Below are 8,874 nucleotides of genomic sequence, written 5' to 3'. Positions count from 1 at the left end.
GCGTGGGCGACAGGGGCAGGCCGGCGGCAAGCGCCTGTTGCATGGCGGCCAGGTCCTCACGCAGGCTTGAGCGACCCATATCGGGCAGGCCGCTGATCGCGTCGAGGGCGTGATCCAGCGTCTGCAAGCGGCTGGTCAGGCGCGTGCGAGCCTCGGCGCCGATCGCCTTGCTTTCGCGGATGAATAGCTTGATATCGCGGATATCGGCGCTGACATCGCTGGTCCCGGGCGCCGTGATCATCAGGGTCTCGAGCTCCCTCAGCGAATTTTCCAGTTCGCCGTTCTGCGCTACCAGCTTTTCGCGATACAGCTCGTTCTTGAGCTGTGACCATGCTGCACGCACGGCGCGCACTTCTTCGCGCCGTGCGGTAACCACGCGCGGCGGCGATGAGGCTGTTCGCTGCAGGCCTTCGCTGCGCTGGCGGTTTCCCGCCGGGCTTGCTGTACTGCTTGTGTGCGCGCGTCGTGGTGAAGATGGATTGGCGCGCTGCTTGAATGGCGTATTCGAGTCCAAAATGGTTTTCCCTGTTGTTGGTCGATGGAGGACGATGCGTCGGCCGCACACTGGCGGCAAACGTCGGCGCGTTCGTAACAGGGGTTTGCGAAAAAGTTGATCTGTTAATTGCCTCTTGCGAGCTGGTGCGGTGAACAACTCATCGGTCGCTAAATGACTATAGGGCAGGACTCATATATCGCTGAACGCACAATCGTTCATGGAAATAAAAACACCCTGCAGCCAATGGCATGCAGGGTGTCGGTCCGGCAGGGGCACGAAGATTCGTGCCCGAATTTTTTTATCCGCGCTCTTCGGCGTAGATGTCGACATCCTTGGTTTCGCGGATGAAGATCATGCCGATCACGAAGGTCATCAGGGCGATGATGATCGGGTACCACAGGCCGTAGTAGATGTCGCCCTTGTACGCCACCAGCGCGAACGCGGTGGTTGGCAGCAGGCCGCCAAACCAGCCGTTACCGATATGGTAGGGCAGGGACATCGACGTGTAGCGGATGCGGGTCGGGAACATTTCAACCAGCATCGCGGCGATCGGGCCATACACCATCGTGACGTAGATCACCAGGATCACCAGCAGCAGCAGCACCATCGGCTTGTTGATGGCTGCCGGATCGGCCTTGGCGGGATAGCCGGCAGCCTTGATGGCGTCGCTCATTTCCTTTTTGAATGCCTTGTCCTTGGCGTCGGCATCGGCTTTGGACAGGCCGCTAGCGTCATAGCCTTCGATGACCTTGTCGCCGATCTTGATCTTGGCGAGCGAACCGGTTGGACCTGGCTCGTTGGTGTAAGCCACCGAAGCGCTGGCCAGTACCGTACGTGCTATGTCGCAGGAGGACGTGAACTTCTTGGTGCCGGTCGGGTTGAACAGGAACTGGCACTTGGCCGGATCTGCCGTGACGGTCACTGGTGCGTTCTTGATGGCGGCTTCCAGGGCTGGATTAGCGTAGTGGGTCAGTGCGCTGAAGATCGGGAAATAGGTCAGTGCGGCAATCAGGCAACCTGCCATGATGATCGGCTTGCGGCCGATCTTGTCGGACCACGCACCGAACACGATGAAGAATGGCGTACCGATCACCAGCGAAGCGGCGATCAGCAAGTTGGCGGTGGACAGGTCAACCTTCAGCGTTTGCGTCAGGAAGAACAGCGCATAGAACTGGCCGGTGTACCAGACCACGGCCTGGCCGGCTGTCAGGCCGATCAGCGCCAGGATCACGATCTTCAGGTTGCCCCACTTGGCGAAGGCTTCCGACAGCGGCGCCTTGGAAGTCTTGCCTTCGGCCTTCATCTTGGCGAAGGCCGGCGACTCGTTCATCGACAAGCGGATCCAGACTGAAATCGCGAGCAGGAAGATGGAGAGCAGGAAAGGAACGCGCCATCCCCAGTCGGCAAATGCGGCTTCGCCAATGGCAGTACGGGTGGCCAGGATCACCATCAGCGACATGAACAGCCCAAGGGTAGCCGTGGTCTGGATCCATGCGGTGAATGCGCCGCGCTTGTCGTGCGGTGCGTGCTCGGCAACATAGGTTGCCGCGCCGCCGTATTCGCCGCCGAGCGCCAATCCCTGCAAGATCCGTAACGAGATCAGGATGATCGGTGCGGCAATGCCGATCGACGCATAGGTCGGTAGCAGTCCGACAATGAAGGTAGACGCACCCATGATGACAATGGTCACCAGGAACGTGTACTTGCGGCCGATCATGTCGCCCAGGCGACCGAACACCAGTGCGCCAAATGGACGCACGATGAAGCCGGCGGCGAAGGCAAGCAAGGCAAAGATGAACGCAGTGTTGGGATCGGTTCCGGCAAAGAATTGCTTTGCGATAATCGCAGCGAGCGAGCCGTACAGGTAAAAGTCATACCATTCGAACACGGTACCCAGGGAGGACGCGAAGATAACCTTCCGCTCCTCCGCAGTAATACCGCGTGACGCGGTCTGGACTGTGGCCATGCTTGTCTCCTGATTTATTTAGTTGATTTAGGAAAGCTCGAGGTTCTCCGGAGCTTGGCACAGTGTAGGCAGTCAAACTTACGGAAAACTTGCTTCAAACTTACAGAAACTTACGGCGACGCGAGCGCCGCCAGCTTTCCGAACGACCGTACTAATATGCTATTCTTCAGCGCAGTGCAAACCCAACACACCGGCTAAAAAAGCCCCGCCACAGGAGACCTCCCCATGACAGACGCCGTCATCGTATCCACTGCCCGCACCGGGCTGGCCAAGTCCTGGAAAGGGGCTTTCAACATGACCCACGGCGCGACCCTGGGTGGGCATGTGCTGCAAGCCGCGATTGCGCGCGCCGGTCTGGAGCCGGGTGAAGTGGAAGACGTGCTGGTCGGTTGCGCCACACCCGAAGGCGCGACGGGCAGCAATATTGCGCGCCAGGTCGCATTGCGCGGTGGTTGTCCGGTGACGACGGCTGGCATGACGATCAATCGTTTCTGTTCATCCGGATTGCAGACCATCGCCACCGCAGCGCAGCGCATCATTGCCGGCGAGGGCGACATCTATGCCGCCGGTGGGGTCGAGTCGATTTCCTGCGTGCAGCAAGAGGCCAATCGCCACATGATCGTCGAGACCTGGCTCAAGCAGCACAAGCCCGAGGTGTACTGGCCGATGCTGCAAACGGCCGAGACCGTCGCCAGCCGCTACAAGATCCCGCGGGAGCGCCAGGATGAATACGGCGCACAAAGCCAGCAACGCGCTGCCGCCGCCCAGGCCGCCGGCCGGTTCGACCAGGAAATCGTGCCGATGACGACCGTGATGGGCGTGGCCGACAAGGAAACCGGCATGCTGGCCACGCGCGAAGTGACGATTTCCGCCGACGAAGGGATTCGCGGCGACACCACCTATGAAGGTGTATCCAAAATCCGGCCGGCCATGCCCGGCGGCGTCATTGCGGCCGGCAATGCCAGCCAGTTTTCCGATGGCGCATCGATGGCGATCCTGATGAGCGACAAGCTCGCAGCGCAAAAAGGCCTGCAGCCGCTGGGCATATTCCGCGGTTTCGCGGTGGCGGGATGCGAGCCCGATGAAATGGGGATCGGTCCGGTGTTTGCCATTCCGCGCCTGCTCAAGCGCGCCGGCCTGAAGGTGGACGACATCGGCCTGTGGGAATTGAATGAAGCATTCGCCGTGCAGGTGCTGTATTGCGCCGATACGCTGGGAATTTCGATGGACCGTCTCAATGTCAATGGCGGCGCGATTGCCGTCGGCCATCCGTATGGCGTGTCCGGCGCGCGCCTGACCGGCCATGCGCTGATCGAAGGTAAGCGGCGCGGCGTGAAATATGTGGTCGTGACCATGTGCATCGGTGGCGGCCAGGGCGCGGCCGGATTGTTCGAGGTCGTCTGATCCGCCGGAGCCTGCCAGCGTGCAATCCAGAATCCTGTCGCGGCGCGACCTTGCATTCTTGCTGTATGAATGGCTTGATGCAGAAGCACTGACCCGGCGCGAACGCTTCGCCGAGCATAGCCGTGAAACCTTCGATGCCGCCATCGATACGTGCGAACAGATCGCCACCGACCTGTTCGCGCCGCACAACAAGAAAAGCGACCAGCAGGAACCGAGCTTCGATGGTGAACGGGTTCACCTGATCCCGGAAGTCAAGACCGCGCTCGACGCTTTCGCCGCTGCCGGCCTGATGGCGGCCGGCCAGGACTTCGAGCGCGGTGGCATGCAGTTGCCCTGCCTGGTCGAGAAGGCCGCCTTTGCCTGGTTCAAGGCCGCCAACGTCAGCACTTGCGCCTATCCGTTCCTGACCATTGCCAGCGCCAATACTTTGCTCAAGTGCGGCACGCCCGAACAGATCGAGCGCTATGTCACGCCGATGCTGGCCGGCCGTTACCTGGGCACCATGTGCCTGTCCGAACCGCAGGCCGGCTCCAGCCTGTCGGACATCAGCACGCGCGCGCTGGCACAGGCAGACGGGTCCTATCGCCTGTGGGGCAACAAGATGTGGATTTCTGCCGGCGAACACGAACTGTCGGAGAACATCATCCACCTGGTGCTGGCAAAAGTGCCGGGGCCGGATGGCAAGCCAATTGCCGGCGTCAAAGGCATTTCGCTTTTCATCGTGCCGAAATTCCTGGTCAACAGCGATGGCAGCCGCGGCGAACGCAATGATGTCGTGCTGGCCGGCCTGAACCACAAAATGGGCTATCGCGGCACGACCAACTGCCTGCTCAATTTTGGCGAAGGCAAATTTCGTCCGCTAGGGCAGGCCGGCGCGATCGGCTACCTGGTCGGCCAGCAGCACCGCGGCCTGGCCAACATGTTCCACATGATGAATGAAGCCCGTATCGGCGTTGGCCTGGGCGCAGCGGCGCTCGGTTATACCGGTTATCTGCATGCGCTGGACTATGCGCGCACGCGGCCGCAGGGACGTCACCCGCTGAACAAGGATCCGTCACAGCCGCAACTGCCGATCATTCAGCACACCGACGTCAAGCGCATGCTGCTGGCGCAAAAAGCCTATGTGGAAGGCGGCATGGCGCTGTGCCTGTATTGCGCCCGTCTGGTGGATGACCAGCGCACTGCGCCCGACTTCGAAGAGCGCCGGCGCGCCGGCCTGTTGCTCGACATCCTGACGCCGGTCGCCAAGTCCTGGCCCAGCCAGTGGTGCCTGGAGGCCAATAACCTGGCGATCCAGGTGCATGGCGGCTATGGCTACACCCGCGAATACAATGTCGAGCAGTTCTATCGCGATAACCGGCTCAATCCGATCCACGAAGGCACCCACGGCATACAGGGCCTGGACCTGCTGGGGCGCAAGGTGGTGATGCAGGATGGTGCGGCCCTGAAGGCGCTCGCCCGGCTGATGCAGGCCAGCATCGCCCGCGCGCAGGACGACGCCATGCTGGCCCCTTGGGGGCGCGCGCTAGCCGCAGTGCTTGCGCGCATAGGCAAGGTGACGGCTGCGCTGTACGCGGCGGGCGATGCCAACAAGACGCTGGCCAACGCCAGCTGCTATCTGGAGGCTTTCGGCCATACGGTGGTGGCGTGGATTTGGCTGGAACAGGCGCTTGCGGCGCAGCGTGGCACAACGCCAGACAGCGATTTCTACCGCGGCAAGCTGCAGGCGGCCGCTTATTTCTTCCGCTGGGAATTGCCCAAGGTAGGGTCGCAGCTAGATCTGCTGGAAAGCCTGGACACCACGACGCTCGACATGCAGGACAGCTGGTTCTGACACGAGCAGCCGACCCGCCCGCGCGTTCGTTGCGCGCGACACGATCCGCCTGGTAGCCGATGGCATGCCCGAACCCGGCTGCTACCAGCCGGTGCCACGCGGACTGGAGTCCCGGATAGCGGAAAAAATGGCGTTCCTGCGGCGGCTCGATGAAGGCACTGAGAAGTGATCGTCAACATCGACGAGCGAAGATCCAAGAGTGAACCTTGCTTGGCGCGCCTGCGCCCGATATGAATTGAATCGGGGCAACGGTTTGCATTAACGATCTATCGCGAAACTGATTGCGCATCGGTGGGCGCAAGACCGCCAAGCCATCCTCGTTCTGGATTCCGCAATTCTTGCCACGATGGGATTGCCGGGTGCTTGCGGCCATCGGCGTCACTCGGCGATCAATGAACCTCGGCCAGCAGACTCTCGTAGGGAATCTTCAGTCCATCATGAAGACTCCTGACCATGCGCAGGCTCAAGCGTCGCTTGCGATTGAGTACTTCGGAAACCCGGCCACTGGTCCCGATGAATGGCTCGAGGTCGCGCGCAGTCAGGCCTTGTTGCTCCATCCGGAATTTGATGGCCTCGATGGGGTCGGCCGGGCCGAAGTCATAGTGCTTGTTCTCGTAAGCTTCGACGAGTGTCACCAGCACATCGCGCTCGTCTGCCTCCGGGGTCTGCTCCTCGGCCTGAAAAATGGACTCGAGCCGGAGGAAAACCGCCTTCAAGTCATCGTCGCTTCGGATCGGCTTAATATTCATTCACGTTCTCCACATCAATGCGATCGTATTGGGCATGGGTGCCGACAAACTTTACCCAGACGATGCCAGCACGGTACTGCATTTCCACGACCAGCCGGTACTTATTGCCGCCGACGTTGAACACCACGCGGTTGTTGCCGCAGATGGTGGCATTTGCGTACTGGTCCTTGACATCCTGCGGCGATCGCCAAATCGCCTTGACTGCCTCGTCATACCAGCTATGCAGCGGGCCGCGTGCATCACCGCAGCCAGGTCGGCCCCAAAACATCTTCAGACTGCTTTTTGCGATGACTCTCATTCGTATGAGTTTCTCCCATTTTGGGAGTTTCGTCAATCTCGGTCGAATGTCCTCGTCGGTGTAGCTGCCGGTGCTAGAACCGGCCTCGTCACTGCTTGTGCATCACGGGGTGCAAGCCGGTCCAGCCATCCTTGTTTCGGATCCCGTCATTCTGGCCAGGATGGGATTGCCGGGTGCTTGCAACCGCGGTGCCTTTAGTCTGACTTCGGCAAAGTGAACGAACCAATCGACTGGCTTAAATTCGTGAGCGTTTCGCGTCCCCCGTCGACTTGCGCAATGTGGTTAATCAGCATCGGCAGGATATCTTCAACCGGATTCTTCTGGTTCAAATTTCCAGACATTGCCTGTCTGATCGTCAGCGTGAGCGCGCACAAGGCGCCTTCTGCTTCCACAGGAAATTCCTCGTTTTTATCCGTCTGCTGGCTAATACTCTTGGCTATTGAAACGTCGATTTCACTCACGCAAATACACGTCAGCCGGGGATTGACGCGCGTCGCTTCCAGCAACGCACGGCCCGCTACGTCACCTATCTTGTTTCCATGGAAGAAGAAAGTCCGAACAGAGGTGTTAACCTTCAACGCTTGAACAAGTGCCAGAGCACCCTCTGCACCGATGTCACTTTCAATAAGTACGAGCCGCTGTAGCTTGTCGTTGGTTATAAGTGCTTGCGCAAGTGCGCTGGCACCAGCGTCGCCGATCTTGTTGCCGCTCAAGCCGAGCATTTCAAGGCCGGCATGATGGGCCACGGCGGAAGCAATTAACTTCGCGCCAGCGGCGCCCATTTCGTTGTCGCACAGGAAGAGTCTCTTCATGTTTGACTTGTTGTACAGCAGGTCTACCGCAGCCTCTGCACCTGCGACATCAATATTGTTTTTGATGAGGCAAAGGGCAACCAAGGGGGCATTTTTCAGTGCTTTGCAGATTGAGACCGCCCCTTCCGTACCAATCTCACAATTCTCAAGTTCAAGTCTAGCCAGCTTCGTGTTGCCCTCCAGCGCGGCCGCCAAGGATTTGGCCCCATCGACTCCAATGCGATTGTGACTCAAATCGAGAGAGACGAGTGTAGGTTTGCCTGCGATGACTTCAGCCAGATGCGCCATGCCGACGGCGGTGATATCGCACCAAAAAAGGCAAAGGTCTGTCAGGGTGACGTTTTCCTTCAACGCGGGTGCAAGGATGCGGACAGTCTCGTCACCGCTGATGCCGGACTGCCTCAGCGTCAGCTTCGTGACACGCGCCGTGGGCAACCATTTCGCCAAGTTATTGACCTGTTCCATGGTGGGCATCTTCAGGTATAGATTTCCGTCTCTTGATTCCTGATCGAATTTAACCATGCACTGTTTGGTCGCCAGCGCTTTGTCGACACTCGGTTTGAAGTACGCCTTGATATTCCTGGTCTTTGGCGTTCGAACTAGCGAACCCCTGACAGCCGGTTCTGTCGGCGAAGCCGACTTTGCCCCCTCAAACGATTTGCGGCCGGAGCGCAAGTTTTTATTCCTGTCCGGATTGTCGGAAGCGGACTGGTCGGCCTGGCCGCGAGCTTCCTCAAGCTTGGTATCAAGCTGCTCCGCCAGCAAAAATTGATTGACGTGGTCCGCCTCCATCCAGACCCGCGATGCGACACCGACGGAGGGTCCAGTCGCTTGGCCCGACCCTGTTGCGCCCGTGGTAGTTGTCGTTGTCGTTGTCGTTGTCGTTGTCGTTGTCGTTGTCGTTGTATTCAGGGTGGAATTGTCACGTACTTTCTTGTTTACCGGATGGGCCATGGATTCACTCTCTTTTCAGAATAACGTAATGGAAAATGCGGGGCGGCATTGCGCCGTTTATGGCGAGCGCGGCTCTCGGCCACCGCGTCAGATTCACGCTCAGCAGCTTCAGCCGAGTCGCACCCGCATCACCGGCGCGGGCCAAGCGGAACAGTTGCGTGCCGGATAGGGTGCAGACGCCAGTAGCCTGAGTAATAATTGGCGAACATAAGTTCGATAAGTCGCGTTCGGCAAAGGAAATTATTCTGGTCGGTCTGAAAGAGGGACTCGAGCTGGAGGAAAACCGCTTTCAAATGGTCGTCGCTTACGGCCATTGGCATCACTCGGCAATCAAGGGACCTCGGCCAGCAGGCTCTCATAG

General features: G+C 59.4%; 7 protein-coding genes. 2 read left to right on the top strand and 5 right to left on the bottom strand.

Annotation, left to right across the window (positions count from 1 at the left end; translation table 11 throughout):
- Positions 1-376: hypothetical protein (locus Q7T64_RS09810; RefSeq protein WP_304795014.1), on the bottom strand; the 376-nt coding region annotated here is incomplete at its 3' end.
- Positions 377-794: 418 nt separating this feature from the next.
- Positions 795-2,462 carry an MFS transporter gene (locus Q7T64_RS09805; RefSeq protein WP_304795012.1) on the bottom strand — a complete coding sequence of 556 codons (1,668 nt, stop codon included), beginning with the start codon at positions 2,460-2,462 and terminating at the stop codon, positions 795-797.
- A gap of 225 nt (positions 2,463-2,687) precedes the next feature.
- On the opposite strand from Q7T64_RS09805, the gene Q7T64_RS09800 reads away from it, so the two are divergent.
- Both Q7T64_RS09800 and Q7T64_RS09795 read left to right on the top strand, forming a co-directional pair.
- Positions 2,688-3,866: an acetyl-CoA C-acyltransferase gene (locus Q7T64_RS09800; RefSeq protein WP_304795010.1), complete on the top strand. Its 1,179-nt coding sequence runs from the start codon at positions 2,688-2,690 to the stop codon at positions 3,864-3,866.
- A gap of 19 nt (positions 3,867-3,885) precedes the next feature.
- Positions 3,886-5,700 carry an acyl-CoA dehydrogenase gene (locus Q7T64_RS09795; RefSeq protein WP_304795008.1) on the top strand — a complete coding sequence of 605 codons (1,815 nt, stop codon included), beginning with the start codon at positions 3,886-3,888 and terminating at the stop codon, positions 5,698-5,700.
- 389 nt (positions 5,701-6,089) lie between these two features.
- On the opposite strand, the gene Q7T64_RS09790 is transcribed toward Q7T64_RS09795, so the two are convergent.
- The 3 genes from Q7T64_RS09790 to Q7T64_RS09780 form a co-directional block, all read right to left on the bottom strand.
- Positions 6,090-6,449 carry a type II toxin-antitoxin system HigA family antitoxin gene (locus Q7T64_RS09790; protein WP_304795006.1) on the bottom strand — a complete coding sequence of 120 codons (360 nt, stop codon included), beginning with the start codon at positions 6,447-6,449 and terminating at the stop codon, positions 6,090-6,092.
- Positions 6,439-6,747: a type II toxin-antitoxin system HigB family toxin gene (locus tag Q7T64_RS09785; protein WP_304795004.1), complete on the bottom strand. Its 309-nt coding sequence runs from the start codon at positions 6,745-6,747 to the stop codon at positions 6,439-6,441. The genes Q7T64_RS09790 and Q7T64_RS09785 overlap by 11 nt, the downstream gene beginning before the upstream one ends.
- Positions 6,748-6,941: 194 nt before the next feature.
- Entirely contained in the window at positions 6,942-8,513 is a 1,572-nt protein-coding gene (locus tag Q7T64_RS09780) for a hypothetical protein (RefSeq protein ID WP_304795001.1), read from the bottom strand.
- Positions 8,514-8,874 lie beyond the last annotated feature (361 nt).

Source organism: Lacisediminimonas sp. (assembly GCF_030645335.1).
Taxonomy (GTDB): domain Bacteria; phylum Pseudomonadota; class Gammaproteobacteria; order Burkholderiales; family Burkholderiaceae_D; genus Lacisediminimonas.
This window is presented reverse-complemented; position numbering and strand designations above follow the sequence as displayed.

What these genes read in the sequence shown, in the direction of transcription:
- Q7T64_RS09805 (WP_304795012.1), bottom strand. Translation starts at nt 2,462, where the DNA reads ATGGCCACAGTCCAGACCGCGTCACGCGGTATTACTGCGGAGGAGCGG.
- Q7T64_RS09800 (WP_304795010.1), top strand. Translation starts at nt 2,688, where the DNA reads ATGACAGACGCCGTCATCGTATCCACTGCCCGCACCGGGCTGGCCAAG.
- Q7T64_RS09790 (WP_304795006.1), bottom strand. Translation starts at nt 6,449, where the DNA reads ATGAATATTAAGCCGATCCGAAGCGACGATGACTTGAAGGCGGTTTTC.
- Q7T64_RS09785 (WP_304795004.1), bottom strand. Translation starts at nt 6,747, where the DNA reads ATGAGAGTCATCGCAAAAAGCAGTCTGAAGATGTTTTGGGGCCGACCT.
- Q7T64_RS09780 (WP_304795001.1), bottom strand. Translation starts at nt 8,513, where the DNA reads ATGGCCCATCCGGTAAACAAGAAAGTACGTGACAATTCCACCCTGAAT.